This window comes from Bartonella sp. HY038 (assembly GCF_014117425.1).
Classification (GTDB): Bacteria; Pseudomonadota; Alphaproteobacteria; order Rhizobiales; family Rhizobiaceae; genus HY038.
On record NZ_CP059725.1, the window covers coordinates 2278993 to 2305916 of the forward strand.

Genomic DNA, 26924 nt, shown 5'->3' on the forward strand with positions numbered 1-26924 from the left:
GGACAATACCTGTGAACGATAAACCAAATAGAGCCCCACTTTTTGCTGGTAACTGGGTTTTCATTCGAAGCGTGCCTTCAATGAAATTCCTCCCACCTGAAGGACCACCAGAGGTTGCCTTTGCTGGTCGCTCCAATGTTGGTAAGTCATCACTCATCAATGCCCTTGTTGGCCGCAAAGGCTTGGCGCGGACATCTAACACGCCAGGCCGCACACAAGAACTAAATTATTTCGTTCCAGACGGCTATAGCGGTGTGGACGGTGATTTGCCGCCCATGGCTTTGGTCGATATGCCGGGCTACGGCTTTGCAGAAGCACCAAAAGCGCAAGTCGAACAATGGACACGCTTGGTGTTTGATTATTTACGTGGCCGCACAACCTTAAAGCGTGTCTATGTGTTGATCGATTCACGCCATGGCATCAAAAAGAATGATGCAGATGTATTGGACTTGTTGGACAAAGCTGCGGTTTCTTACCAAATCGTTCTCACCAAAACTGATAAAATTAAAAAGTCAGACTTTGACAAACTCTTTACAGCGACACAAGCCGCCATTGCCAAGCGCCCTGCCGCCTTCCCTATCCTACTTGCTACATCTTCAGAAAAAGGTGAAGGCATTGACGATGTACAGGCTGCCATTATCGAAGCCATTTCATAAGGTTCTTATCAATGATGAGCAATCAAGGTCCGATAATCATCATAACCTACTGCTCGCAATGTAATTGGATGTTGCGAGCATCTTGGCTGGCTCAAGAAATTTTACAAACCTTCGGTACCGATATTGGCGAAATTATTCTGCGGCCACGCACCGGCGGTATTTTTACCATTCACGTCGATAATAATCTTATTTGGGATCGCAAGCGTGATAATGGCTTTCCAGAAGCTAAAATATTAAAGCAATTACTACGGGATGTTGTTTGGCCAGACCGCAACCTTGGTCATAGTGATAGACATACCGCAACAAAAGGCGATTAAAAATCTATCGACTTTACTGGTAATTTTATATGGATCATAGCTTAAATGACATAGCCAAAAAAGCATTTACGTTAAAGCTTTCAACACCTTGTTACTATTTTCTTTAGGATTATAATATAGAACAACAAGCCTTTGCCCCCTAAAATTGATTATGCAAAGAGTTTTAGCCAAAACACTTGGCCCCGGGCAAAGCGACACAAATATTCACTCTTTTGAAGATTGCATTTATATTTGTTTGATAATGCTTTGTTTTTTTAGATGGCAATGTGATCCTGCCCCAATACCTTAATATTTTTCAATCACGCATTCAGCATTTTAAATTGGCTTTATTTGCGAAAATCGCCACGCAGTTCGCTCGCCTAAGCTTCACTTCACCTCAATATCAAACCTATAAAACACAAAAAAACCTATGAACCAATTAGGTTCATAGGTTTTTCTCAATTGTTGAAGTTTACAATACAATAAATATTTAAAGAACTACTACAATAAATTTTTACTGGAGTTCATCAGTATTATTTACTAAGCTAAAAATTTACTGGCGTTGAATAGGACGCACACGCACAATCAAATCAACATTGACGACTTCCATACCCTCAGGTGGAATTGGCAAATTGGTAATAACGGGCTGCCCTTGTGGGCCTTCAGGAATATCAATAACCCGTGCTTCATTTTCAAGATAAAAATGATGGTGGTCCGAAATATTTGTATCAAACCAAGTCTTTGAGCCTTCAACAGCAATAATTCGTAAAAGACCAGCTTCGGTAAATTGATGCAAAGTATTATAAACGGTGGCAAGTGAAATTGGCACGGCAGCAGTTACTGCTTCTTCATGCAATTCTTCGGCGGCAATATGACGATGACCTTTAGCAAAAATCATTTTTGCAAGTGCTAGGCGTTGTTTGGTCGGCCGTAAGCCACTTGCCCGCAATCTGTCTTCAAGTCCATAAATAGGTTCAATATACATTGGCTTATCTCAAAATCCCAAGTTTAACCCAAATTCATAACTTTTGCAAAACTTATCAAATATTTATAGAAACTACGTAGTTTCAAAGAAATTTATAAGCCTGCCCTAAAATTCAGATTAGACGCTTCCATCAGGTTTCCCTGTCCGTATTATCAATAATAAGCCTAAAAACATGCGCAATCAACCGCTTTTGTAAACTTTGCCAATAAAACTTGTCAAAAAAGGTATAGTTTTAATTCAGCTTGTGGATAAACTCTTCCTCAAAATAGATATAGCCAGCAAAAAAAGTTAATAAACCATTGTGACTTGTCAAAAATACGCCCTTTTTAGCGCTATTTTAATTTTACTTGCAGTGGTTGTCTGTGTTAGGAGAGTGCAAATGTTAAAAAGGCAGCAACCTAAATATCATATATATCTGCCTTGATAAATGGAGATAACATGGCTGAGCAAAAGTCTAGCTATACATTTGAAGAATTGCTTTCCTGCGCCCGTGGGGAAATGTTTGGTGAAGGAAACGCACAGCTTCCTGCCCCGCCAATGTTGATGTTTGACAGAATCACCGCGATCTCGGATCAAGGCGGCGATTTCGGTAAAGGCATGATTCGCGCTGAATTAGACATTAAGCCAGATTTATGGTTTTTCCCTTGCCATTTCATTGGCGATCCAGTTATGCCAGGCTGTCTTGGTCTTGATGCGTTGTGGCAACTTACAGGATTTTTCCTCGGTTGGCTTGGCGAACCCGGCAAGGGCCGCGCCATTTCAACTGGAGAAGTTAAGTTTACTGGCATGGTAACACCGCAAACCAAGCTCGTTGAATATGGCATAGATTTCAAGCGCGTATTACGCGGTCGCCTTGTGCTTGGCATTGCTGATGGCTGGGTCAAGGCTGATGGTGAAATTATCTATCGTGCTAGCGATTTGCGCGTTGGGCTATTTAAATCAAAAGAATAGCATTATCAGCAATCAGCTTTGGTTAGTTGCACTTTAGATTATGCCATTATCAATCACGGCTTCATGGTCGTGGTTGATTGGATTGTTGCAATTTAGCCAAAATTTGATTTATTTACAAATATGTCTTAATTTTCATGTTGGCATGAATGCAGATTAAAATTTGCATAAATTGCAAAGACTTTGTCTGCTTTTGATGTATAAACACCAGCATGTCTTTAATAGGACATATTGCACCCTATTTAATGGGTGCAAACAGAATTACAGGGATAACCACGTGAGTATTATCCCGTTCTACCCAAGGAGAAATTGATGCGTCGAGTTGTTGTAACCGGCATGGGGATTGTTTCATCAATCGGAAATAACCCTGACGAAGTGCTTGCTTCCTTAAAAGAAGCAAAATCGGGCATCTCATTTTCGCAAGAATATGCGGATCTAGGATTTAGGGCGCAAGCCTTTGGTATGCCCACTGTTGATATTGAAGCATTGGTTGATAGGCGCGCCATGCGCTTTCATGGCCGCGGCACCGCATGGAACCACATCGCTATGGATCAAGCCATTGCTGATGCGGGCTTAAGCCCTCTTGAAGTATCTAACGAACGCACCGGCATTATTATGGGCTCTGGTGGTCCTTCCACTCGTACAATTGTGGATTCAGCTGATATTGCCCGCGAAAAAGGCCCTAAACGCGTAGGCCCTTTTGCCGTTCCCAAAGCCATGAGCTCAACCGCTTCAGCAACACTCGCCACATTTTTCAAGATTAAAGGCGTTAATTATAGTATTTCATCTGCTTGTGCGACATCAAACCATTGTATCGGCAATGCTTTTGAAACCATTCAATACGGCAAGCAAGACCGCGTTTTTGCCGGTGGTTGTGAAGATTTGGATTGGACGCTGTCGGTATTATTTGACGCCATGGGTGCCATGTCCTCAAAATATAATGATACACCATCACGTGCTTCGCGCTCTTATGATGCTAATCGTGACGGTTTTGTCATTGCTGGTGGTGCTGGCGTCTTGGTTCTTGAAGAGCTTGAAATCGCTAAGGCGCGCGGCGCGAAAATCTATGGCGAAATCATCGGCTATGGCGCAACCTCTGATGGTCATGACATGGTGGCTCCATCAGGTGAAGGCGCTGAGCGTTGCATGCGTATGGCTCTTGCCAATGTCAATAATCCAATTGACTACATAAACCCACATGCAACGTCAACACCGGTTGGTGATCCACCAGAAATAGAAGCTATTCGCCGCGTTTTTGGCGGTGCTGATAAGAGCCCACCAATTTCAGCAACCAAATCCTTAACCGGTCACTCACTTGGAGCAGCTGGTGTACAAGAAGCTATTTACACATTGCTGATGATGCAAAATAACTTTATCTGCGAAAGCGCCCATATTGATGAGCTTGACCCACAATTTGCTGATATGCCAATTGTGCGCCAACGTCGCGATAATGTTGAACTTAATACAGTGCTATCCAACACCTTTGGCTTTGGCGGCACCAATGCATCGCTGGTTTTTCAAAAATACCGCTAAGTGCTATTAGCCCATAATAAAGAATTTAAATTGAACAAAACGGTAAATACTAACGAGATCACTATTCAGGTACATGCGACCGGGATAAGATCCATGGTCGATGGAGAATAAAATGCAGGGATTGATGAAGGGTAAGCGCGGCCTGATTATGGGTGTTGCTAATGACCATTCCATCGCCTGGGGGATTGCTTGCGCACTTGCTGATGCGGGTGCTGAATTGGCCTTTACCTATCAAGGTGATGCTTTTGGTAAACGAGTAAAACCGCTTGCTGAAAAGCTAGAATCAAAACTTTTACTGCCCTGTGATGTGGAAGATATTGCATCGGTTGATGCAGTATTTGAAACTTTAGAAAAGGAATGGGGAACCATTGACTTTATCGTTCATGCCATTGGCTTTTCCGATAAATCACAGCTAAAGGGGCGCTATGTCGATGTGACAACACGTGAAAACTTTAGCCGTACTATGGTTATTTCGGCATTTTCCTTTACAGAAGTTGTACAGCGCGCGCAAAAATTAATGCCTAATGGTGGCTCTATCATAACGCTGACCTATGGAGCGTCACAACGCGTCGTGCCAAATTATAATGTGATGGGTGTTGCTAAAGCAGCGCTTGAAACAATGGTACGCTATTGTGCGGCTGATTGCGGCCCACAAAATATTCGCGTTAATGCAATTTCAGCCGGTCCCGTACGCACATTGGCAGGTAATGGAATTGGCGCAGCACGCGCCATTTTCTCCTATCAACGCCGTAATGCGCCACTGCGCAGAACCGTATCAATTGATGAAATTGGTCAATCTGCCCTTTATTTATTGTCAGATATGTCAAGTGGTGTAACCGGTGAAATCCATTATGTCGATTCTGGTTATAATATTTTATCTACACCATCCTTGGAAGAATTGACCCAAAGTGAAGAAGCTTTGGGCGAATAGTACCACATAAATTGACATGAATTTTTATGAAAAGGAAAGGCCTTAAAACCTTTCCTTTTTTTATGCCTAAATAGCTGATACAGGATGCTAATCAATATTGTAATTTTTTTTAAATAACCTACTGCGACTTTTCGCGCGATAAATTATAATAATTCAAACTTGGCGCAGAGAAACGAGCGTGCTAAGGAAAAATAGTATAAAATAGGTCGGCTATTTTGGGTTTTTGACCTAGAAATTTACCCATATTAAAAGACTTTAAATATAATTGAAATTATGTCGATCATGACTTTAACAAAGACAATGATAATTGGATTAGCATTCGCTATAGACCCTATATGAGCAAGCAGACAAGACGCGATTTTTTGTTTTTAGCAACTGGTGTTGCAGGTAGTATCGGTATTGCTGCCGTTGGTTGGCCATTTATTGACCAGATGCGGCCTGATGAAGCAACGCTTGCAGCTGGCTCGATAGAAGTGGATATATCTGGCATTGAAGAAGGCATGTCCATTATCGTTAAATGGCGTGGTCAGCCAGTAGTTATCCGCAATCGCACTCCAAAAGAAATCAAGGAATCGCAAGAAACGCCGCTTGATGCCTTAAAGGATCAAAATGCCCGCAATAATAATATGGAAGCAAGCGCTACAGCGACAGATATAAACCGTAGTGCTGGCGAAGGGCGACAAAACTGGATAATCATGGTGGATTTATGCACCCATCTTGGCTGTGTGCCGCTTGGTCAATCTGGGCGTTATGGCGGATGGTTCTGCCCTTGCCATGGCTCAAGCTACGACACAGCAGGACGAGTGCGCAATGGTCCAGCCAATAAAAATCTTGCTATCCCGACTTATGAGTTTATTTCTGATACCATTGTGCGGATTGGTTAGGCTATGAAAAAATCAAGCTATACCCCCAAAACCAAATTAGGCCAGTTTATGGATGAGCGCTTGCCTGTAATGCGCATGATGCATGATCTAGCCGTCTCTTTTCCTGTACCACGCAATTTGAATTATTTTTACACCTTCGGCGGCATTTTAAGCCTAATGCTCGTTTCGCAAATATTAACCGGCATTGTCATGGCTATGCATTATGTGCCAGATGTGGCTATTGCCTTTGAATCGCGTGAGCGTTTCATGCGTGATGGGCAATTTGGTTGGCTATTTGGTCCTTGGCATGGGGTTGGCGCATCATTTTTCTTTATTGCCGCCTATATCCATCTTGCTCGCGGTCTTTATTATGGTTCGCATAAACGGCCGCGTGAAATTGTTTGGATTTTGGGTGTGCTGATCTATTTTGTGATGATGGCGACTGCCTTTCTTGGCTATGTACTGGTTTGGGGTCAAATGTCGGTTTCAGCTGCAAGCGTCATAACCAATTTTTTCAAAGCAATACCTTTTATTGGAGATTGGCTTTATGAAACCATTTTGGGCGGCTATAGTCTTGGGCAACCAACATTAAACCGTTTTTACGCTTTGCATTATCTTTTTCCGTTTATTTTGCTTTTGTTAGTTTGTCTTCATGTTTGGGCTATCCATGTTGTTGGGCAAAATAACCCAACAGGTGTTGAGGTTCAAAAGCCCGATGAAACTGTACCTTTTACTCCCTTTGCAATGATAAAAGATATTTTTGCGATTAGCGTATTTTTAATATTTTTTGCATGGTTTCTTTTTTATATGCCGGATTATCTTGGCCATCCTGATAATTTCATTGAGGCTGATCCGCTTAAAAGCTCGCCACATATTCAGCCTGAATGGTATTTTTTGCCCTTTTATGCGATGTTGCGCGCCATAACTTTTGACTTTGGCCCAATCAACTCAACCCTTGGCGGCGTTTTAGTGTTATTTGGCTCAGTTGGCGTATTAATATTTGTGCCATGGCTTGATCGCTCTAAAATACGCTCATGTCGCTATCGCCCTATTTTCAAATTGTTCTTTTGGCTATTTATTGCTGATGTCATTATGCTTGGCTGGCTTGGTACGCGATCTGTTGAAGATATTTATATTTTATGGGCGCAAATTGGTACTGCCTATTATTTTGTTTTCTTTTTAATTATTATGCCATTTTTACCGCGTTTTGAAAAAACTTTACCGCTTCCAGCCTCTATCACGGCTGATCTTGCTGTGCGTAAAGAACGGGGGAAAAGCCTATGGTAAAATTATCAATCAAGAAAACTATTACCCTTGCCTTTGCTATTCTTGGCCTATCTCTCAATGCAAGCATAAGTTACAGTTCAGATAATGAAGCCGTCCCTCACTATCCGATAGAGCAACCAGTAAAACAAGAGTGGAGCTTTTCCGGCCCCTTTGGTGTTTATGACAAAAATCAGTTACAACGCGGCTTTAAGGTCTATCAAGAAGTTTGCTCGGTTTGCCATTCTTTAAAATTTGTGTCTTTCCGTCATTTAAAAGGCATTGGCCTTGATGATGAAAAAATTAAAGTATTAGCAGCAGGCTATGAAGTACCTAGCGAACCCGATGAGGAAGGCGAGATTAAAATGCGCCCTGCCCAACCGGTTGATTATTTCCCCAAACCATTCGCCAATGATAAGCTAGCCGCTTTTGCCAATAATGGAGCAGTACCGGCTGATTTGTCGTTAATGGCACGGGCAAGAGCCGTACCTGCCCCCTTCCCCGGCTTTATCGGCGATGTTTTTACCAATTACACCTCTGCCGGTCCTGATTATATTTACGCGCTTCTTACTGGCTATAGCGATGCGCCTAGCGGCCATGAGATTACTGAGGGCACCTATTATAACCCCTATTTTAATGCAAGCGATGCCATCGCCATGTCGCAGCCGCTTTATGATGATAGTGTTGTTTATGAAGATGGCAGCCCACAAACCCTTGATCAATATGCCAAAGATGTTTCAGCTTTTTTGATGTGGGCATCTGACCCGCATATGGAACAACGCAAGAAAACTGGCTTTCGCGTCATTGTCTTTCTAATCATGTTTGCTGGACTTGCCTATTATAGCAAGAGACGTATTTGGGCTGAGAAGAAATAGCGTTTTATTGAATTGGATTGCACATTTATAGCTGATCTTGCTAAATTTGATAACTATGCTTTAACTTGATAAAATGCATTCATAAAGAAACATGTCTAAAATTCTAGTTTTAAAGGGCGGAAAACCGTGAGCGATCATCCTTTTGATTTAAATAATGCCAATTTGACTGAAGTTTTGCGCCCTTCCATTCGCGCAATTCGAGACTATCCAAAGCCCGGCGTTGTCTTTCGTGATATTACGACTCTTTTAGGTGATGCGCGTGCCTTTCGCCTTGCTATGGATGCGATGGTTTATCCATTTGTTGGTACAAAAATTGACAAGGTTGCTGGCATTGAAGCCCGTGGCTTTATTATCGGTGGGGCTATGGCTTACCAATTATCGGCGGGTTTTGTACCTATTCGCAAAAAAGGAAAACTTCCCTTTAATAAAGTGCACATCGCCTATAGTCTTGAATATGGTGTTGATGAAATGGAAATGCACCGCGATGCGATACGCCCCGGTGAAAAAGTGGTTTTGGTTGATGATTTAATCGCCACTGGCGGCACAGCCGTTGCAGCCGTACAGTTATTGCACCAATTGGAGGCGGAAGTGGTAGCAGCTTGTTTTGTTATTGATTTACCAGAGCTTGGCGGCGCAGAAAAATTGCGCAATCTTGGTGTTGATGTCTGCACCTTGATGAGCTTTGATGATGCTTAAATCGAAATTGAATAGTCTATCCCTATCAACAGCACAATTCATCTTATAATTTCATTTGCAATCAAACAAAATAAAAATGGCAATAAAGGTTATAGCTTTATTGCCATTAAAATTGACCATGATGTGGTTTACTTTCAATGCAGCATAATTGGCTTACATTGAAGACAACGTCACCATAGTGTTATAAGTCGTTGTAAGCATTTGCAGCGCTTGAGGTACGCCGCCTTTACGACCATCGCCTTTATTTTTAGCCAACACTTCTTGCACAGTGCGTAGGCTGCCAAGTAATTGGCTTGGGAATACTTCAAACCCCATCAATGCGCTTGGATTTTCGGCGGTGTAATCATCCATATCTTTAACTGCAGTGCCATATTTTTCCATTGCAGCATTAAATTCTTTCATATCGACAATCGGTGTCTCATTGCTTGGCAATAAATCCATAACATGATGCGCACGCAACATGACATTTTGCTTATGCCAAGCGTCTTTTTTGCCTTCTTGCTTTTCAATCTGGTCTAATAGCGCAAGGTCAAGCTTATCCTTTTCAACATTCAATGCCTTTTCAAAATCACTCAAGGTTTGTGTATAAAGAGGATCTAGCTCAGCAATTACCTTGTGATATTCTTTACCGCCAGCCATTTTATCTGACTTATAATCTTGGCGCTCATAATATTTATAGGCTTTGTTAAGAACAGGCGCTAATTTTTCATAAACCTCGATATAAGCTGCAACGGCTTTATCAAGTTCAGGCATTGCAGGTTCTGCATCAATCTTAGCACGCGCAGACTCGATGAGGCTCTTCACATCATAGGTTGGATAATTACCATAAATATGACGCTCTTTCCCCGTAGGCCCAACTTTCATATCAACCCAACTTTTGTAAAAATTAAGCGATTCATTGGCACGCAAAGTGCGGTTAAGCAACGAAACATAGGCATTTGTTTTGGCAACTCCTGCGCGGTCAACACCCTCACTTGCTTCTTCTTGCGTTTGTGCAAAAACGCTACCGACAAAGCTACAGCTTAATGCGCCAGTAAAACACAAAGCGACAAAAACTTGGCGTATAAATTTCTTCATATTTAGGTCCTATGCTCAATTGTTACTTCAAAAAAAATTTAGATTACGTCAGTTAGTATTAAATATTTTTATAATAAAATATCAATAGAAAATGGTAAGCCATAAAATTTACCCACGATTTTATACAAATTGCAAATTTTTATACAACTTCAATACTATTTATATTGATCAGTAATATTATTTATAGCTAATATAAATTGATCTATCTCACGATTTGTAGTATAGAGTGCAGGTGCAACGCGGATACAATCCCCCTTAGCAACACCGCCGCGCCGCACGGTTAAAACTGAAAATTCATCCCGCAATTGCTTAACAATTGCATTATTATCTTCCTTGGATGTTTTTCCTTTGATGCGAAACGAAGTGATACCACCATAAAGGCGCGGATCATTGGGGGTTAAAATTTCTATGAACTTATTTTCCTGTAAAGCATCGACCCAGCGATTTCGCATCTTTTGCAAATGCGCTTGCTTTTTTACGACACCAATTTTTTTATGAAGATCAACAGCTGTCGGTACAGTTAATATAGTTGCAAAATTCAGCGTGCCGGTGTGAATACGAGATCTGATATTGTCACTTGGCCAATCACCATCCGCAAGATGAGTATCAATTGCATCTAATCGTGAGCGGCGTACATAGAAAAATCCTACCCCAACCGGGCTACCAATCCATTTATGTAAATTACAGCCAACAAAATCAGCACCAAGATCATCAATATTAAAATTAAGTTGTCCCCATGAGTGAGCAGCATCAACAATGACATCAACATTTTTGGCCCTTGCCATCTCAACGATTTCCCGAACGGGCATAACAAGACCTGTACGATGAGATAAATGGGTTAATAGTAATAGCTTTGCCTTGGGGCTATTTTCCAAAATATTTCTATAGGTATCAAGAATTAACTCATAGCTTGCAGGTTCTGGAATAGCAAAGCGCTTAACACTAACGCCGCGCCTTTGCTGAAGCCAATTAAAAGCATATTGCATAGAGTCATAATCAAGGTCGCTATAAAGTACTTCGTCGCCTGGCTCTAACTTATTATAGCCTGAAATTAAAATTTGCAGCGCCTCTGTTGCGCCGCGTGTGAAAGCAATTTCATCATCGCCAACCCCAGCCAGTTCCGCTACCGATTGTAATGATGCTTTCATATCTGCACCAAAACTTGAGCGAGCATAGATTGTATTTTGAAAATTAACGCGTTTTGTTTCTTCAATAAAGCGTTCAAGCACTGGCTTTGCCATAATGCCCCAATAGGCATTTTCCAAATTGGCAAGTGAACGATCTACGTCATAAAGATCAACCCAATTTTGTGCTGAAGAAGAACTACTACTTTCGGGAATATTTGGCTTATTTTGTGCAAAACTTACCTTTGAAACAAGGCTACTTGCTAAAGTTGAACCAAGAACTGATCCAATTAAAAATTGCCGTCTTTTTAATGTCATTGCTGCCTCTTTATCTTGCATATTTAAGCCAGCTGCAATGAAAAGATGCAAAAAGGCTTAGTGCTATTTGATAAAAGGCAGTGCCATTGTTTTATGTCATTGGCATTAAAGACTTATGACCTTTATTTGACAATACAACACGCCTTTGATTTCATCAAAGGCGTGTTGATTGAAAGTATTTAAGTATTATGGCGGAACAGCATGACATCGCCGTCCTGTACCACATATTCCTTACCCTCATCACGCGCTTTACCGGCTTCTTTTGCTGGTACTTCACCACCAAGGGTTACATAATCATTAAAGGCAATGGTTTGCGCACGAATGAAGCCGCGTTCAAAATCACTATGGATAACACCAGCTGCTTGCGGTGCTTTAGTACCGCGTTTAATTGTCCAAGCACGAGTTTCTTTTGGGCCACAAGTAAAATAGGTGATGAGATCCAGTAGATGATAACCAGCACGGATAAGGCGATCAAGCCCTGGCTCGGTCAAGCCCATAGCATCCAAATATTCACCAGCTTCTTCATCAGGCAATTGGGCAACTTCTGCTTCAATCGCCGCAGAAATAATCACCGATTCCGCCCCTTGCTCCTTAGCCATTTCATCAACGGCTTTAGAAAACTCATTACCTGTCGCCGCATCGCTTTCTGCAACATTGCAGACATAAAGCACTGGTTTTGAAGTTAAAAGATTAAGGCCATCAAGAATTGCGCGATCATCAGCAGCAATACCCTTCAAGAGCAAGCGAACAGGTTTACCCTCTTGTAAAAGCGTTAATGCTTCTTCCATCATAGGCAAAACACTTAATGCTTCTTTATCTTTGCTTGCTGCTTTTTTGCGCATTGCCGCGACACGGCGCTCTAGGCTTTCAAGATCGGAAAGCATCAATTCTGTTTCAACCGTTGCCGCATCAGATACAGGATCAATACGCCCCTCAACATGGGTAATATCATCATCTTCAAAGCAGCGCAGCACATGAACAATCGCATCGACTTCACGAATATTGGCAAGAAACTGGTTACCAAGACCTTCGCCCTTGGATGCACCGCGAACAAGGCCCGCAATATCTACGAAATTAATCCGAGTTGGAATGATTTCCTTTGAACCAGCAATAGCAGCAATTTGGCGCATCCGTGGATCTGGCACAGCAACTTCGCCAGTGTTTGGCTCAATGGTGCAAAAAGGATAATTGGCGGCCTGAGCCGCTGCTGTTTTGGTTAAAGCATTGAAAAGGGTTGATTTGCCAACATTTGGCAAGCCAACAATACCACATTTGAAACCCATGGTTTGCGCTAATCCTGTTTTTTTGAAAATTATTTCTTGCCTATAGCATATTTTTCAATTTTTACCACCAAGAAAAATTTTAGCTTTTAGGCTTGAAAAAACGACTACGAATTTAAAAAGTTAAAATGATAACGTAAATGATTATCCATAAAAGTTGAAATGAAGAAATATGAATGGTCATAGCCTTCACGCATGTTTAAAGTAAGTGGCATATTTGCCTTTTCACATGCTTCAAGCAATAATTTCGGCTTCAAACCTTTTTCAAGAAAGCTATCTTTACTGCCTTGATCGATCAGCAAATTATCGAGCCGCGCGCCATCTTCAATCAAGCATACACTATCATAGCTCCGCCATTTTGCACTGTCCTCTCCAAGGTATTTTTTAAAAGCGCCAATAGACCAATCAGAGGTTGACGGGTTAACGATCGGCGCAAAAGCTGAAACCGACTTAAAACGCAAAGGGTTTTTAAGTGCAATCATCATCGCGCCATGGCCACCCATTGAGTGTCCCATAATTGATTGATGATGCATATCAATAGCAAAATTTTCTGCAACGAATGCAGGCAATTCCTCGACAATATAGGAATACATATTATAGTTTTTGGTAAAAGGCGTCTCTAGCGCATCAACATAAAAACCAGCGCCCTTACCAAATTGCCAATTATAAGGTTCATCGGGCACATCATCACCACGCGGACTGGTATCAGGGCAAATTATTGCAACCCCAAGCTCGGCGGCCAAACGCCGATATTCGCCCTTGTCCATAACATTTTGGTGGCTGCAGGTAAGCCCTGATAGAAACCATAACAAAGGCACCTTGACTTTAGAATTTTTAGTTTGTGGCGGCATAAATAAAGCAAAAGTCATATCGCAATGATTAACCAAAGACTTATGCCGATAGACGCCTTGAATACCACCAAAGCTAAGGGCTTGTGAAACTATTTCCATCTGGCTTACCTTTTTATATTTTGGGCAATAGAATTTTTAATAAAGAATAACCGAGCGGATTGATTTTCCTTCATGCATCAGGTCAAAAGCGGTATTAATCTCATCAAGCGGCATGGTATGCGTGATAAGACTGTCAATATCAATCTTGCCTTCCATATACCAATCAACAATCTTTGGCACATCGGTGCGCCCTCTTGCACCACCAAAGGCTGAACCTTTCCACACGCGCCCCGTCACTAATTGGAAAGGGCGAGTTGAAATTTCTGAACCTGATGGCGCAACGCCAATAATAATAGCTTCACCCCAGCCGCGATGACAACATTCCAATGCTTGGCGCATAGTATGAACATTGCCGATACACTCAAAAGAAAAATCTGCGCCGCCGCCGGTAATATCTTGAATAGCTTCAACCACCTTATCGCGGCCAACATCATTAGGGTTGATAAAATGGGTCATGCCAAATTTTTTAGCAAGCTCAACTTTTGATGGATTTAAATCAACACCAATAATTTTATCGGCGCCAACCATACGCGCACCTTGAATGACGTTAAGACCAATGCCGCCAAGCCCAAAGACCACAACATTGGCTCCTGGCCAAACCTTACCTGTATAAACAACCGCGCCAATACCAGTGGTAACGCCGCAACCAATATAGCAAATCTTGTCAAAAGGCGCATCTTCACGCACTTTTGCAACGGCTATTTCTGGCAAAACGGTAAAATTAGAAAAAGTTGAGCACCCCATATAATGAAAAATTTCACCGCCATCACAAGAAAAGCGCGATGTTTCATCAGGCATTAGCCCCAAACCTTGGGTAGAGCGAATTGATGTGCAAAGGTTTGAGCGTTGCGAAAGGCAAGTTTTGCAGCCACGGCATTCCGGCGTATAAAGTGGGATAACATGATCGCCCACTTTTACTGATGTGACACCTGCACCAATTTCGCGCACAATACCAGCGCCTTCATGACCAAGAATGGCTGGGAACCGTCCTTCAGAATCAAGCCCAGAAAGCGTATAAGCATCGGTATGGCAAACGCCTGTTGCCATAATCTCGACAAGAACCTCACCAGCCTTTGGCCCACCAATCTCGATGGTTTCAATGGTAAGGGGTTTTTTAGCTTCCCAAGCAACTGCAGCACGTGTTTTCATTGTCTACTCCATTAATTTGATATTTGCGCTTCAGCTTGCACTTTAGATTTGAAGCTAGTGGGTTTACGAATACCTTGTTAAAATGTACCAACCCAATAATTTATAATAATTCAAGATTATGCGATTCCTTAGCCTTATTAAATGCTCTCTTTATAATTTATTTTCCATGCCTAATTTATTCGGCGTTTTTTAGTAGAAAATTCGACCATATTTGATAGCGGCTTTGCTAGTCTCTTGACAAAGGCAAATAGAATACCGTCTATGAACATATTCATGTAAGGGGTTAAGGCAGCCATGTATAGTCAAATTTTTGAACGCGCATCCAATCATTCTCGCCTTTTACGCCTTGTTACTCTTGTCCGCATAAGATGGCTTGCTATCATTTGCCAAACATCTTCAGTGTTGTTTGTTGCCCTTTATTTTGGCTTTCCCCTACCCTTAAGGGCAGCAATGGTGACAATCGCTTTTTCGGCATTGGTCAATATTTTTCTCAATTTTTATTATCCACCCAATCATCGTTTATCTCCAATAGGCACGACCTTATTATTAGGACTTGATATTGCATTATTATCGATTTTATTATTTTTTACTGGCGGTTTGCAAAATCCATTTTCTGTATTGATGATCGCCCCTGCAGCTCTTGCTGCAACTTCTCTTGAAGTGCGCTTTATCGTCTTACTCAACCTTTTTGTCATAGGCTGCGCAACGCTTTTAGCTGTCAAATACCTACCCTTACCTTGGTACCAAGGAACAGCATTAGAATTACCACCATTGTTCATTGTGGGCGTTTGGGCAGCTATCATATCATCATTAACTTTTACCACTTTTTACTCCTTCCGCGTTGCCGAAGAAGCGCGCAAACTTGCCGATGCATTGACGGATACAGAGCTAATTTTATTACAAGAAAAGCACCTTTCGGCTTTAGATGGCATTGCGGCGGCGGCGGCCCATGAGCTTGGCACACCGCTTGCAACCATTCAGCTCGTCGCCAAAGAATTAAGTATTCAATTAAAAAATGATGCAACAGTGCAAGAAGATGTTGCACTACTTATTAGCCAAAGCCAAAGATGCCGTGAAATATTGCAGCGCCTTACTAGCCTCTCGACTGAAACCCCAGATCATTTTGCTGTATTAAAACTTACCTCAGCAATTGAGGAAGCTGTAGCACCACTGCGTGACTTTGACATTGATATTATAGTAACCAATATTGGCTCTAACGATAAGGAGCCTGAAATTGCCCGCAACCCTGGTATTTTATATGGTATTGGCAACTTAGTTGAAAATGCGGTGGATTTTGCCCGCAGCAGAGTTATCATCAATTATAAATGGACTAATAAAGACGTAGAGATCATTATTACCGATGACGGCATGGGCTTTCCACCTCATATTATTGACCGTATTGGCGAGCCATATACCACCAGCCGCGAAACTGATAGCCATGGTGGAGGCCTTGGTCTTGGTTTATTTATTGCCAAAACCTTGCTTGAACGCTCAGGCGCTATGCTTGAATTTCGAAATAATCCAGACTCTGCACTTGGTGCCGAAATCAAAATTTTATGGCCACGATCAGCATTGAGTTGATCGGCTATATGATTGAAACATTTAAATCATCAATGATCGATATCATTGATGATAATATTAAAATACACAGACTAAAAAACATTAATCAACATTTTATAACATTTAAAAGCTTTAACTAAAGCAGTTTTAATTTTAAGGTTTGACACAGAAACAAGTCTTGGCGATAAAGGGGCATAGGCAACAACTTTTTTAGCTTGTGCATAAAACGACACAAGTTTTATTGGGTAAGAGATGGATATAAATATGCGGGAAGACCAAGAAGAAGAAAACTTGGTTGTTGGAAAAACACTCCTCTTAGTAGATGATGATCGTCCTTTTTTACAAAGATTGGCACGAGCCATGGAAGCCCGTGGTTTTATCGTTACCGCAGTTGAAACTGTTCGTGACGCCATTACCATGCTTCACGCCAATGCGGCACCAGATTTTGCAGTTATCGATCTCAAGTTAACTGACGGTAACGGTATGGACGTTATCGAGGAAATGCGCAATTACAGCGCCCAAACACGGGTTATTGTTTTAACCGGCTTTGGCAATATTGCTTCTGCAGTTAATGCAGTTAAACTGGGGGCAATTGATTATTTGGCTAAGCCCGCTGATGCTGATGAAGTTTTTGAAGCCTTGACCCGATTGCCGGGACAAAAGGCAACCATTCCAGAAAATCCAATGTCAGCAGATCGTGTGCGCTGGGAACATATTCAACGGGTTTATGAAATGTGCGACCGTAATGTGTCTGAAACCGCACGCCGCCTTAATATGCATCGGCGGACATTGCAGCGTATTTTAGCCAAACATGCACCCAAATAGGCAAATAAATTAAAACATAATAAAGCGGATAATACTATTCAAAAACCATTACCCGCTTTATTTGAAACTAATTGCGTAAAAAAGCGTTGCATCTTTAACATGCAGTGAAAGGCACTTTTACCTTTCATTAAAACTACATAATTATGCAAGTGGTGATTGTTTTCCCAAGAAATATAATTAATTACTGGATTGATGAGTAAGTTTGGCACAGTTTTATATATGAGATTGGCCAATGTCGCGAAGCTATTTGCCCCATCATAATTTAAAAGACGTTTTTCATCAATCTTATATGCACCGATCCTCTATATCGACCATTTGCCCCCAATCGCTATAAATTCTTTCATTAAGGCAATAAAATGCCAATAAATAATTCTCCATCAATGATGCATGGTTGATAGGAATTATCAATACGATAATGATAGCTTCAGATTTATAGCCAACTATTAACCAAAGGGATAATTTATCACTGGCATTTAAATTGACACGGACACTACCAGCCAAATCCTTATAATATGCTTCACGGCCTGCAACGGCAAATAAGCCGCGCCAACCCTACTGATATTTTTCGCCTACCAGAATGAAGGACATATAATCCTTTATCTTGCTATGAAGTGTGTAAGGCTTAAGATTATTTAATGCCAAAGCCAACACCTAAAGAGGATAAAGTTGAAACCGCCATAATAAAGGGCAGAAGGTTTTAATATTTTACTTCATAAAAACTCTCCTACCTTTTAGACCAATGCTTGCGCTTTCGGTTTAATCGCCGCCAGTGCTTTTAAGAAACCCCGATCCTCGTCTTCTTGATTATTAGGTGTTGTCAAAAGTTTCTCGCCATAAAAAAGCGAATTTGCCCCAGCAAGAAAGCATAAGATTTGTGCCTCTTTATTAAGTAACGAGCGACCTGCCGCTAGACGAATGACAGACTTTGGCATAATGATCCGCGCCGTTGCAATCATGCGAATATGCTCAAGCGAATCCACTGTTTTTTGATTTTGCAAAGGCGTGCCGATAATAGGCACTAATGCATTTATCGGCACGCTTTCAGGGTGCGGATAAAGCCGTGCTAATACCTGCAACATCGAAGAGCGATCTTTTATAGTTTCGCCAAGACCAATAATCCCGCCGCAGCAAAGTTCAATTTGTTCATCACGCAAATATTGTAAGGTTTGCAAACGGTCGTCAAATGTTCTGGTGGTAATAATATTGCTATAAAATTGCGGACTTGTATCAATATTATGATTATAAGCAGTAAGGCCGGCCTGTTTCAATTTTTTTGCATGATGGGGCTTTAACATACCAAGCGTGACGCAAGCCTCCATGCCCAAATGCCGAATGCCTCGCACCATTTCAAGCACTGCGTCAAATTCAGGACCATCTTTGACTTGCCGCCAAGCTGCTGCTAAGCAAAATCGCGATGCGCCTGCTTGTTTGGCTAACAGTGCGAGCTCTATTACTTTTTGTGGCTGCATTAACTTATCACGAGTAAGTTCGGTTTCCTTATGATGTGCAGATTGCGAACAATAAGCGCAATTTTCAGGACAACCGCCGGTTTTAATCGACAAAAGGCTCGCCATCTGTATTTCGGCTTTTGGATGATATTGGCGGTGTACATCATTTGCCTTACTCAAAAGCTCCAGTAAAGGCAGGCAATAAAGTGCTTCAATTTCTGCTATTGTCCAATCATAGCGCAAACTTGCAGTATAGTTGCTCATTTGCTTCGCACCTTAATATTTTTTACACCATACCAAAGTCCAATAGCCAAAGTAAGCTTTAAAAAATCACTCAAAACAAAAGGAAATACACCAACATATAGCAATTGGTTAGCTGGCACATAAAGAGAAAGCCATAAGGTGCCCAAAAAATAGATAACCAATAATAGTGCAATTGCACCTAATATGACTTTGTATAGGGACAAGTTACGCATATAGCCGATAAGCGTACCAGCAATAACAAAACCAATAAGATAACCACCGCTTGGACCAAGAATATAGGCAAGACCTAGCCCTCGCTCCGGTGAATTGGCAAAGACTGGAAATCCAGCTGCACCAATAGTTAAAAATGCCATTAATGTCAAAAATGCATAACGCCCACCCCCTAATAAACCCAATGAAAAGACGACAGCTACCTGCATAGACATTGGAATTGGCCAAAATGGAATTTGAATTTTTGATGAAATAATAAGTGCCGCCAAACCAGCAACAAAAGCCACAACATGTTTAAGGCTAATTTGGGTGAGCGATAGTGTAGAAAGCGCTGTTTTCATATTAATCTCTATTTTATCTATAATTTTGCATGATTCTCACTTACATCTTACACTAATCAGACAAATTAAATCAATATAGTATATTTATTTTAATTTTATCTATAATTTTATTCAATATAAAAAAATGGCGGAATGAATTTTCATTCCGCCACGTCAAGTCATTATTTATAAAGATAAAACTAATTAGTTTTCATCAACCTTACGATCATTCAAAGGTTGAATAGGACGATTATTATGATGCTTTAAGATTTTTGCTAAAGCTTCAACCTGGTCTTTTCCGATTGTTTTAGTATCTTTAAGCACGATCCAAGTTACACCTTCACTGCAAGGAGGTGTCGTTAAAGAACCATCGAAATGATAATAATGTTCCGTATTTGGGATCATATCATCCAAATCAATTTCCTCACCAACATCAACAGTTTTGTCGTGTTCTTCAGGAATGCTAGAGAGAATTTGTTTAAATGATTTACTTTCTTCACCTTCATTGAACATTACGGCTAGAACAAGCAATTTACCTTCTTTCGTAGCATGCACAAAATGTGCTTCCAATGGGAAGGAACGCTTCAAAATTGTATTTTCACTTGGTACGTGGAAATGGAATTGCTTAAGGAAGTATTTTTCACCCTTGAAAGTCAAATAATCATCAGCATTTTTTGGGGAAACTTGAATTGTATGACCATTATTTACCAATTCATCAGCAGTAATTTCATAATGGATCTTAATTGGGTTTTTTTCGCTACTTTCATGAATTTCTTGAATATCAATCGGCGACTGATTTTTACCAATCTTACATTGTGCGTATTCTGGCGCCAAATCACCCCAATATTCAGGTCCCTCGGCTCCTTCATAGCCCCAATGCACGCCAGCAGAAGCTACACAAACCAATGAGAGAGAGAAAACACTAGAAAGAATGAGAGTTTTAATTTTTTTCATAATAACGCCCTTATGCATATAAATATGAATTTGAATTTTTACATCACACCAAAATGCTAATTATTTCAGATAAGATGTTTATTATTGTTACCTAGCGCAGCACTTACAAAAGACAATTTGCCCGAATTCGCTAGTGATTAAAATGCACATCACTTTTATGTTAAACCAAACCCGTTAGACATTTTTTCAAGCAATCAGCAGCCCGTATTAATTTAATTTCGCTCAACTACCATCAAGCCCAAACAAAAAACATAACTATATTTGACAAGTTTAATTTAAAATACCTATGACAAGTAAAACACTTTAATGAGTACTGGTTAATCTCAAAAAAAATAAATTGCAAATAACAATGTTTAACAAATTGAAAGTAAAAACCTGCAAAAAATGCTTTACTAATTTTAGCCATATTTTAAGCAAATTTTAGGAATCCAAACAAAAAAAATAACAGTAAACCTTTTTAAAATACTATTCATTAAATAAAATCAATAATATGTCTATAACTATCACAAACGAGCCCAATTAAAGTAAGAACACAATTTGAGCATATTGCTTAAAAAGCAAGACAAAGCTCTGCAATTTTAGCAGGAAATTGGTTCACATTTAATTATTCTAATATGCAAGCAATCACAAATATATTACTGAATATGCAAACAGAGATTTTTATTTTAAGCATTTAAGCGCAAAGCTATATAGTTTTTAAAAAAACATCGGCGAGATTTAAGAATCTTAAACATATCACGCATTACAAACAAAGCGGTATATTTGAAAAAGTGATGGATAGTTCCAGGTGATCACCCAAAACGCTTCCCCTGTCTAACGTCAGCAACTTGATCCATTAAAACTTACATATTAGGATAAACTGGCCCTTCACCGCCTTGCGGACATGTCCAGTTAATATTTTGATTTGGATCTTTGATATCACAAGTTTTGCAATGCACACAATTTTGGGCATTAATGACATAGGTTTCCTTACCATCTTTTTCCACCCATTCATAAACACCGGCAGGACAATAGCGCGTTGATGGGCCTGCATATTTGCTCAATTCAGACGCTTCTTGCACGTCCAATGATGCCAATTTTAAATGGCAAGGCTGATCTTCCTCATGATTGGTATTGGACAAAAAGACTGAAGACAAGCGATCAAAAGTCAACACATTATCAGGCTTTGGATAGTCGATTTTTTGGTGCTTTTCGGCAGGCTCTAAACAAGCATAATCAGCCTTGCCGTGTGACAGCGTGCCAAAAATTGAAAATTTTAATAATTGCTGGCACCACAAATCAAAACCACCCAGCGCAACCCCAAGCTTGCTACCAAATTTTGACCAAAGCGGCTTAAAATTGCGCACAGGATAAAGATCCTTACCTATTGCACTTTGCCGCCATTCATTTTCAATTTCTACAACTTCGTCCTGTGCCCTACCTTCAGCTATTGCTTGTGCAATATGATTAGCAGCATAAAGCCCCGATAATACAGCATTATGCGAACCTTTAATGCGCGGCACATTTACAAATCCGGCAGAACAGCCAATAAGTGCGCCGCCCGCAAAAGTCAGCTTTGGCACGGATTGCCAGCCACCTTCGGTAATAACGCGTGCGCCATAAGCAATACGCTTAGCACCTTCAAAAAGTGGTGCAATGGCTGGGTGGGTTTTAAAACGCTGGAATTCTTCAAAGGGTGACAAATAAGGGTTTTTATAATTAAGGTGGACGACAAAGCCAACTGCCACCTGATTATCTTCCAAATGATACAGAAAAGATCCGCCACCGGTTTGATTATCCAATGGCCACCCAGCACTATGCTGCACGAGCCCTGCCTTATGCTTTTCAGGGGCAACTTCCCAAAGCTCTTTAATGCCAATGCCAAATTTTTGCGGATCACGCCCCTGCTGAAGATCAAAATGGCTAATCAATCGCTTAGCTAAAGAGCCGCGCGCGCCTTCGCCAATTAATACATATTTGCCGAGCAATGCCATGCCAGGCGTATAATTAGGCCCTTGAGTACCATCGCGCTCAATTCCCATATCACCAGTAATTACACCTTTGACGGCGCCATTATCATCAAAAACAACATCAACAGCAGCAAAGCCGGGATAAATATCAACGCCTAGTGCTTCAGCCTGCTCAGCAAGCCAGCGACAAACATTACCTAGCGATACGATATAATTACCGTGATTAGAAGTAAGCTTTGGCAACATAAATGCTGGTACTGTCTTTGCCTTAGTTGCGGTTAAATCAAAAAACACATCATCAGTTACCGCAGTTTTAAAAGGGTGGCTCGCATCTTCACGCCAATTGGGCAGCAGCGCATCGATACCAATAGGATCAACTACCGCGCCAGAAAGAATATGGGCACCAACTTCAGCGCCTTTTTCAAGAACAACAATATTAAGATCAGGATTGATTTGTTTTAAACGTATTGATGCCGCAAGACCAGCTGGCCCTGCCCCAACAATGACAACATCAAATTCCATACTTTCCCGCTCTTGCGCGTCCATATTACGTCCAACCCATACCACTGAAATTTAATTTATATTTATTCTAATAACTTCCTGCCTCTCTAATATCAAGCAAAGATTATCACGCTCTTACTTAAAAAACTCCAAAGCGGTTACAAATATTAAGCCCCGAAAACAGTGGCTAAAGAACCCTAGCCATTTTTTACAATATCATATTTCTATTATTTAAGCTAATAACCTAAGCATTGGCTATTTCAAAGCAGTCACTTGATAACCCATTTTTCGAAAAGCTTCCACCAATCCTGTATCTCCAATAAGATGCATAGCTCCAACAGCAATAAAGCTATTACCACTTTTAAGCAATGGTTCGGCGCGTTGCGCCATCACAGCGTTGCGCTTATCGATCAAAACGGCTTCATATTCGTGCATATTGGCAACCGTTAGCCCCTCTTCATCCAAATAGTCTGATAGAGAATTGATCATCGATATTTTCCCCTCAACATAAAGCTCACCCATCGTGGTAAAAATATCTTTTAAGAGATCTTTATTTTCAATAGCTTCTATAATTGCTGCAATAGATACGCGCTCCGGCAAGGATGACAAAGCCACCAATTGCTCTTCTATCGTTTCAAGGCCAAGTAATTCTTTACCAGCATGTTGCGCATTTAGTTCAATTTGCGCATCGAAAGCCACACCACCTGTTTGCGGACAGTCAGGCAAGATAAAAAGCATGGTAAAAAACCAAGGCCGCATATGATTGACTGTAGAATAGGCAATACCGCGTTGCCTTAAGGCGGCATCAAACTTTTGAAATTGCTCCTCTGTCATTTGCGCCTTAACACTATTATCTCCCTCATACATTAGCAACTTACTATTTGCCAGAATAGTATTAAGCAGATTACCGCCGGTTTCATCGCCTATATCAATCAACTCCAAAGCTACCCGCGATGATTTATCAAAGGCTGCCTGTTCAGCAGATGTCATCTTGACAATTCTGGCATCACCAGCATGCATTGTGCCCAATAAATACGATGGCTCAATGCCGTCTTTTTCAATTTTCCAAAAACGGCTATCGCCATTTTTAATTTTGCTAGCGGCTTCTTCTATCTGTTGCAAGGTTTGCGCATCAAACGTATCACGCAAATCTTTGCCGCACATCATATTTTGAGCGAAAGCAAAATTGCTAAATCCAAATAGGGCTAATAAAGTGACCAATGCCAATAATTTTCTAAACATTTTAGTCAAAACCTTTTACTTCTTAAGCACAATAAAAAAGCGAGGAAAGCGCAGTAAGATCTTGCCATCCTTTTGCACAGGATAGGATTTTTTTATCCGATCAAGATAAAAAATTAAAAATATTTCTTTTTCAGTATCATTCAATGGCGCTAAGAAAGGGCGCAGGGCTGCACCCTTTACCCAATCAACAATTGCTTGGTGTCCGTCCATAACATGATTGTAAATACTATGCCAAAGATCAATGTGACATGCTAAAGGCGCCAAAGCATCATAATAAACACCAGTATCTTCTAATTTGTCGCGTGCAATATTACCAATGCGACTACACCAACGCGGATCTTGTGCGACATCAATCATCGCCTGATGGATTGGTTCATTTAAGTTATCTGGCATTTGAACGGCAAGAATGGCACCATTTTTCATTTCACCAGATAGGCGTTGTAATTGCGCTATATGATTAGGCAACCATTGAAACACCGCATTGGAAAAAAGTAAGTCAGTATCTAGCGGCACATTCCAGCTTTCAATATCGCCTATTTCAAAATGAATTTGAGGCAGCCGACTTTTAGCCTTGGCAATCATATCAGGCGAATTATCAAACCCAGATATTCTCGCCTTTGGCCAATAATACTGCAATAGCTCGGTAGAATTGCCCGGCCCGCAACCAATATCAACAATATTTTTTATTGCTATTTCATCATGCCTGGAAATCGCACTGATGAGATCGCGCGCTGGCCGGCTTCGCTCATCATTAAACATTAAATATTGATTGGCTGACCAGTCTTTCATTTTCTACCCTTTAAAAAAACACTGCCACCGCTAAATCAAAAAACTTATGGAATATAAAAGTACCTAAATATTTTGAACTGATCGGGATGTCCTTTATAGGCGATTTTAATCGTCTTAGCTTTAAGACCTGCTTTATAGGTTAAATGATAAATATATTCCCCCAAAGAACCTTTAAACGCTTCTCCATATGCTACTGGATCTTTCAGTTTATCGGCATCTTTATCATCAAGTATTAATAGCGGAAATTGTAAGCGCTGCTCAGCATTCACCGTCTCATTATGAACGACTTTCATGTCGGGATTATAAAGTCGTAAATTGCCTGCATATTTCGTATTAGGCGACACAATCGTTGCAATTGGGCCTTCCTTTTCAATTGTCTCATATAATTGATTATAGTCAAGCAAACCTAGTGGCAAATGTCGACCGCTTCCCATATGAAGAGCAAAAAACAAAACAATTGGCACAACAAGTGCTACAATGATACCACAAACCCCATATGATATTAAGGCACGATTTTTCCGAGTATAATAAAAAAGCACAAGAGCGAAATAAGCAGGGCAAAGAATGAGAACTGGCTGCATCCATCGATCTTTAACCTGTGTAGCGCCACTTAAAATTATTGAAATGAAGACAATCAATAAGCCAAAAGCCAAAACCCTGCCGATAAACTTTACCGCAAATTTTTCTGTTTCCGTATAATCACGCCCTTTTTGTGTGGGTGTATTAAAAAGATAAACAACCAGCGCAACGATAAAAGCCAACCCACCAAAGGCAAGAACGGCATGGATGAGCTCCTCTGCACCTAAAAAGCGTTTCACAATAAAACTATGTTGACTAACTACGCCAAATTTATTTGAACGCTCTAACGTTGCATGAAAATGGTTTAAAATCCAGCTTAATGGCTTAAATAATAATATTGCTGCGGTCATAAAAATCAAAACCGTTTTTAGCTGAAAAAGCCATTTCCTACCCTGTGCGAAGCTTAAAAAAGCCATCAAAATTGCAACAATAAAGATAATATCATTAAATTTACCAAGGACTGATATAGCAATACAACAACCAACTAAAATTGCATTAATAATGCTTTGGCGTTGAAAATATCGCGTCATCGCCCAAAACACCCAACCACAACTTGCGGTGCCAAGCACTGAATGAGACAAAGCACGCTGTGATTCCCAAGCAATTTGCGGCAATAAAAATATACCAAGCATTGCACTTGCAGCAACTAATGGCTGCACTTTTAAATTGCGCAACCCAAAATAGACGGATAAAAAAAGGCTAGCAAGAATAGTAAATTTAACGAATTGCAGAACAATAAAATGCGTGCCGAAAACTGATGTGAGACCAATTAAAAGCCATGTATAAAGCGGCGGCTGTGAACCACCATAACCCCAATCAAAAAAACTGATATTGGCTAATTGCTCTGCATCATCAAGGCCTGCACCATTTGAAATAAAGCTTACAAATAGCGCTTCAAATAAGAAATACCCAATAATGAAAATCAGCGCCAAAAATGCGAACCTATTTCCACAAAATTCAGCCTCTCGTGGCCTTTGGTGATCATCCACAATGATGCTATCCTTACTCATCACATACGCCTTTTTTCATTTTCAAAAAAATTATCCTTGCCAATACGCGATATCATATTCAACAAAAATGACACTTATAACAAACCACTTAATCAATAAATTTTAAACTATCAAATAAGTTAAGATAGTTACCAAAGAGTTGGCGATGCTAAAAAACAATATTTAAATCACTTAATATACTAAATCATTGAAAATACGATTTATTTTTTCACCTCCCTTACAATTAAATCTGCCTCCACCTATGTCTATTATAAGGTTTTTCAGTTTTGCTGTTCAATTGTATGAATAATGCAATGAATGACCGAATAATATGGTGTTTTCATGGGGAG

24 protein-coding genes are annotated in these 26924 nt (G+C 40.6%); 11 read left to right on the forward strand and 13 right to left on the reverse strand.

Annotation, left to right across the window (positions count from 1 at the left end; genetic code table 11):
- The first annotated feature begins 5 nt into the window (after window positions 1-5).
- The gene (gene yihA, locus H3299_RS09905; protein ID WP_182419731.1) at window positions 6-656 is read left to right on the forward strand and encodes a ribosome biogenesis GTP-binding protein YihA/YsxC; all 651 of its coding nucleotides are present in this window, start codon (window positions 6-8) and stop codon (window positions 654-656) included.
- An 11-nt stretch (window positions 657-667) separates the two neighbouring features.
- Window positions 668-973 carry a SelT/SelW/SelH family protein gene (locus H3299_RS09910; RefSeq protein ID WP_182417507.1) on the forward strand — a complete coding sequence of 102 codons (306 nt, stop codon included), beginning with the start codon at window positions 668-670 and terminating at the stop codon, window positions 971-973.
- Window positions 974-1505: 532 nt separating this feature from the next.
- Here the strand turns inward: H3299_RS09910 and irrA are convergent.
- A complete protein-coding gene (irrA, locus tag H3299_RS09915; protein WP_182417508.1) occupies window positions 1506-1937 on the reverse strand; it encodes an iron response transcriptional regulator IrrA in 432 nt (143 codons plus the stop codon).
- 438 nt (window positions 1938-2375) lie between these two features.
- Between irrA and fabA the strand changes: the two genes are divergently transcribed.
- The 7 genes from fabA to H3299_RS09950 all read left to right on the forward strand — a co-directional run bounded on the left by fabA (window position 2376) and on the right by H3299_RS09950 (window position 9046).
- The gene (gene fabA, locus H3299_RS09920) at window positions 2376-2888 is read left to right on the forward strand and encodes a 3-hydroxyacyl-[acyl-carrier-protein] dehydratase FabA (protein WP_182417509.1); all 513 of its coding nucleotides are present in this window, start codon (window positions 2376-2378) and stop codon (window positions 2886-2888) included.
- 309 nt (window positions 2889-3197) lie between these two features.
- The gene (fabB, locus tag H3299_RS09925; RefSeq protein ID WP_182417510.1) at window positions 3198-4418 is read left to right on the forward strand and encodes a beta-ketoacyl-ACP synthase I; all 1221 of its coding nucleotides are present in this window, start codon (window positions 3198-3200) and stop codon (window positions 4416-4418) included.
- A 112-nt stretch (window positions 4419-4530) separates the two neighbouring features.
- Complete coding sequence (fabI, locus tag H3299_RS09930) at window positions 4531-5349, forward strand: enoyl-ACP reductase FabI (protein ID WP_182417511.1); 819 nt, start codon at window positions 4531-4533, stop codon at window positions 5347-5349.
- Between the two features lie 335 nt (window positions 5350-5684).
- Window positions 5685-6233 (forward strand): ubiquinol-cytochrome c reductase iron-sulfur subunit, encoded by a 549-nt coding sequence (petA, locus tag H3299_RS09935; protein ID WP_182417512.1) that lies wholly within the window; start codon window positions 5685-5687, stop codon window positions 6231-6233.
- Window positions 6234-6236: 3 nt separating this feature from the next.
- A complete protein-coding gene (locus H3299_RS09940; protein WP_182417513.1) occupies window positions 6237-7499 on the forward strand; it encodes a cytochrome b N-terminal domain-containing protein in 1263 nt (420 codons plus the stop codon).
- On the forward strand, window positions 7493-8350 hold the full coding sequence (locus H3299_RS09945; RefSeq protein WP_182417514.1) for a cytochrome c1: 858 nt from the start codon (window positions 7493-7495) through the stop codon (window positions 8348-8350). The genes H3299_RS09940 and H3299_RS09945 overlap by 7 nt, the downstream gene beginning before the upstream one ends.
- A gap of 126 nt (window positions 8351-8476) precedes the next feature.
- Window positions 8477-9046, forward strand: a complete 570-nt coding sequence (locus tag H3299_RS09950) for an adenine phosphoribosyltransferase (protein WP_182417515.1) — start codon at window positions 8477-8479, stop codon at window positions 9044-9046.
- 153 nt (window positions 9047-9199) lie between these two features.
- On the opposite strand, the gene H3299_RS09955 is transcribed toward H3299_RS09950, so the two are convergent.
- The 5 genes from H3299_RS09955 to H3299_RS09975 form a co-directional block, all read right to left on the reverse strand.
- The gene (locus tag H3299_RS09955; protein WP_182417516.1) at window positions 9200-10123 is read right to left on the reverse strand and encodes a YiiG family protein; all 924 of its coding nucleotides are present in this window, start codon (window positions 10121-10123) and stop codon (window positions 9200-9202) included.
- Between the two features lie 155 nt (window positions 10124-10278).
- Complete coding sequence (locus H3299_RS09960) at window positions 10279-11586, reverse strand: aminotransferase class V-fold PLP-dependent enzyme (protein ID WP_210276096.1); 1308 nt, start codon at window positions 11584-11586, stop codon at window positions 10279-10281.
- Window positions 11587-11744: 158 nt separating this feature from the next.
- A complete protein-coding gene (gene ychF / locus H3299_RS09965; protein WP_182417517.1) occupies window positions 11745-12848 on the reverse strand; it encodes a redox-regulated ATPase YchF in 1104 nt (367 codons plus the stop codon).
- A gap of 104 nt (window positions 12849-12952) precedes the next feature.
- Window positions 12953-13795, reverse strand: coding sequence for an S-formylglutathione hydrolase (gene fghA, locus H3299_RS09970; protein ID WP_182417518.1), 843 nt, complete (start codon window positions 13793-13795; stop codon window positions 12953-12955).
- A 36-nt stretch (window positions 13796-13831) separates the two neighbouring features.
- Window positions 13832-14944, reverse strand: coding sequence for an S-(hydroxymethyl)glutathione dehydrogenase/class III alcohol dehydrogenase (locus H3299_RS09975; RefSeq protein WP_182417519.1), 1113 nt, complete (start codon window positions 14942-14944; stop codon window positions 13832-13834).
- A 294-nt stretch (window positions 14945-15238) separates the two neighbouring features.
- Here H3299_RS09975 and H3299_RS09980 point away from each other — a divergent pair, with 294 nt between their 5' ends.
- Together H3299_RS09980 and H3299_RS09985 are read left to right on the forward strand one after the other, a co-directional pair.
- Window positions 15239-16525: an ActS/PrrB/RegB family redox-sensitive histidine kinase gene (locus H3299_RS09980; RefSeq protein WP_182417520.1), complete on the forward strand. Its 1287-nt coding sequence runs from the start codon at window positions 15239-15241 to the stop codon at window positions 16523-16525.
- Between the two features lie 243 nt (window positions 16526-16768).
- Entirely contained in the window at window positions 16769-17329 is a 561-nt protein-coding gene (locus H3299_RS09985) for an ActR/PrrA/RegA family redox response regulator transcription factor (RefSeq protein ID WP_182417521.1), read from the forward strand.
- 731 nt (window positions 17330-18060) lie between these two features.
- On the opposite strand, the gene bioB is transcribed toward H3299_RS09985, so the two are convergent.
- The 7 genes from bioB to H3299_RS10020 form a co-directional block, all read right to left on the reverse strand.
- The gene (gene bioB / locus H3299_RS09990; RefSeq protein ID WP_182417522.1) at window positions 18061-19041 is read right to left on the reverse strand and encodes a biotin synthase BioB; all 981 of its coding nucleotides are present in this window, start codon (window positions 19039-19041) and stop codon (window positions 18061-18063) included.
- Window positions 19038-19592 (reverse strand): biotin transporter BioY, encoded by a 555-nt coding sequence (locus tag H3299_RS09995; protein WP_182417523.1) that lies wholly within the window; start codon window positions 19590-19592, stop codon window positions 19038-19040. Before H3299_RS09995 ends, bioB begins: the two co-directional genes overlap by 4 nt.
- A gap of 183 nt (window positions 19593-19775) precedes the next feature.
- Window positions 19776-20525 (reverse strand): carbonic anhydrase, encoded by a 750-nt coding sequence (locus tag H3299_RS10000; protein ID WP_182417524.1) that lies wholly within the window; start codon window positions 20523-20525, stop codon window positions 19776-19778.
- 842 nt (window positions 20526-21367) lie between these two features.
- Window positions 21368-23020, reverse strand: a complete 1653-nt coding sequence (locus H3299_RS10005) for an electron transfer flavoprotein-ubiquinone oxidoreductase (protein WP_182417525.1) — start codon at window positions 23018-23020, stop codon at window positions 21368-21370.
- Between the two features lie 210 nt (window positions 23021-23230).
- Window positions 23231-24217: a TraB/GumN family protein gene (locus H3299_RS10010; RefSeq protein WP_182417526.1), complete on the reverse strand. Its 987-nt coding sequence runs from the start codon at window positions 24215-24217 to the stop codon at window positions 23231-23233.
- Window positions 24218-24232: 15 nt separating this feature from the next.
- Complete coding sequence (gene tam / locus H3299_RS10015; protein ID WP_182417527.1) at window positions 24233-25006, reverse strand: trans-aconitate 2-methyltransferase; 774 nt, start codon at window positions 25004-25006, stop codon at window positions 24233-24235.
- A gap of 44 nt (window positions 25007-25050) precedes the next feature.
- Window positions 25051-26595 (reverse strand): glycosyltransferase family 39 protein, encoded by a 1545-nt coding sequence (locus tag H3299_RS10020; RefSeq protein ID WP_182417528.1) that lies wholly within the window; start codon window positions 26593-26595, stop codon window positions 25051-25053.
- Window positions 26596-26924: the final 329 nt, after the last annotated feature.

Coding starts and splice junctions, on each gene's coding strand:
- H3299_RS09975 (WP_182417519.1), bottom strand. CDS start 14,944: ATGAAAACACGTGCTGCAGTTGCTTGGGAAGCTAAAAAACCCCTTACC.
- H3299_RS09955 (WP_182417516.1), bottom strand. CDS start 10,123: ATGAAGAAATTTATACGCCAAGTTTTTGTCGCTTTGTGTTTTACTGGC.
- tam (WP_182417527.1), bottom strand. CDS start 25,006: ATGAAAGACTGGTCAGCCAATCAATATTTAATGTTTAATGATGAGCGA.
- bioB (WP_182417522.1), bottom strand. CDS start 19,041: ATGAGCAACTATACTGCAAGTTTGCGCTATGATTGGACAATAGCAGAA.
- petA (WP_182417512.1), top strand. CDS start 5,685: ATGAGCAAGCAGACAAGACGCGATTTTTTGTTTTTAGCAACTGGTGTT.
- ychF (WP_182417517.1), bottom strand. CDS start 12,848: ATGGGTTTCAAATGTGGTATTGTTGGCTTGCCAAATGTTGGCAAATCA.
- H3299_RS10000 (WP_182417524.1), bottom strand. CDS start 20,525: ATGAAAAAAATTAAAACTCTCATTCTTTCTAGTGTTTTCTCTCTCTCA.
- H3299_RS09960 (WP_210276096.1), bottom strand. CDS start 11,586: ATGCAAGATAAAGAGGCAGCAATGACATTAAAAAGACGGCAATTTTTA.
- irrA (WP_182417508.1), bottom strand. CDS start 1,937: ATGTATATTGAACCTATTTATGGACTTGAAGACAGATTGCGGGCAAGT.
- H3299_RS09945 (WP_182417514.1), top strand. CDS start 7,493: ATGGTAAAATTATCAATCAAGAAAACTATTACCCTTGCCTTTGCTATT.
- fabB (WP_182417510.1), top strand. CDS start 3,198: ATGCGTCGAGTTGTTGTAACCGGCATGGGGATTGTTTCATCAATCGGA.
- H3299_RS09995 (WP_182417523.1), bottom strand. CDS start 19,592: ATGAAAACAGCGCTTTCTACACTATCGCTCACCCAAATTAGCCTTAAA.
- H3299_RS10005 (WP_182417525.1), bottom strand. CDS start 23,020: ATGGACGCGCAAGAGCGGGAAAGTATGGAATTTGATGTTGTCATTGTT.
- H3299_RS09980 (WP_182417520.1), top strand. CDS start 15,239: ATGTATAGTCAAATTTTTGAACGCGCATCCAATCATTCTCGCCTTTTA.
- H3299_RS09910 (WP_182417507.1), top strand. CDS start 668: ATGATGAGCAATCAAGGTCCGATAATCATCATAACCTACTGCTCGCAA.
- fabA (WP_182417509.1), top strand. CDS start 2,376: ATGGCTGAGCAAAAGTCTAGCTATACATTTGAAGAATTGCTTTCCTGC.
- fghA (WP_182417518.1), bottom strand. CDS start 13,795: ATGGAAATAGTTTCACAAGCCCTTAGCTTTGGTGGTATTCAAGGCGTC.
- H3299_RS09985 (WP_182417521.1), top strand. CDS start 16,769: ATGCGGGAAGACCAAGAAGAAGAAAACTTGGTTGTTGGAAAAACACTC.
- H3299_RS10020 (WP_182417528.1), bottom strand. CDS start 26,595: ATGAGTAAGGATAGCATCATTGTGGATGATCACCAAAGGCCACGAGAG.
- H3299_RS10010 (WP_182417526.1), bottom strand. CDS start 24,217: ATGTTTAGAAAATTATTGGCATTGGTCACTTTATTAGCCCTATTTGGA.
- fabI (WP_182417511.1), top strand. CDS start 4,531: ATGCAGGGATTGATGAAGGGTAAGCGCGGCCTGATTATGGGTGTTGCT.
- H3299_RS09940 (WP_182417513.1), top strand. CDS start 6,237: ATGAAAAAATCAAGCTATACCCCCAAAACCAAATTAGGCCAGTTTATG.